At 58.7% G+C, this 562-nt stretch carries 1 protein-coding gene; it reads right to left on the reverse strand.

Features of this window, described 5'->3' with window-relative positions:
• Positions 1-562: type VI lipase adapter Tla3 domain-containing protein (locus AC19YR_RS24825; RefSeq protein WP_500600449.1), on the reverse strand; the 562-nt coding region annotated here is incomplete at both ends.

Below are 562 nucleotides of genomic sequence, written 5' to 3' on the forward strand. Positions count from 1 at the left end.
GGGTGGCCTTATTACGGCCACTGAGAATGTCGCTTTCGGCGCCCATATTGTGTGGCTGTTTAGGAGGCCCCAGTGCAAAGGTCGGCAAGGGCCAGTAGGCCACGGCATCGCGGGCGGAATGGCGGAAGGCAACCCGAGTATTGAGCGCGGCAACAGTACGGCGACTGTCCGCGCCATACGGATACGCCTTAGGGTCTGAAGAAAATATCGAACTGAAGTTGTCGTTCTTTTTCTGAATGAGTCGCCAGATCTTGGAGTGATGGTCCTGATCCACCGCTAACCCCGCCGCCCTGATTTCCAGTGCATAGGTCCGTTCACGTTCCGCGATTTGCTCGGCGGTCAGTGGCGCCGGTTGCGTAACCGCCAGCCTTGGATTGACCCACTGCATCAGGGCCTTGCCACCCCATACCGCGCCATACAGCAGCGCCACGACACCGCACACGGCAGCCAGGCCAACGAGGGTGGGTGGCGCAATGTTTCTCATCGTCATTTCTTCTGTCTCTAAGTACGTTATCGCTTGATAGGTCACGAACGTCAGCCAGCCGAGCGCCAGGAGCAGACC

It is taken from the genome of Pseudomonas sp. MF08817 (genome assembly GCF_059862705.1).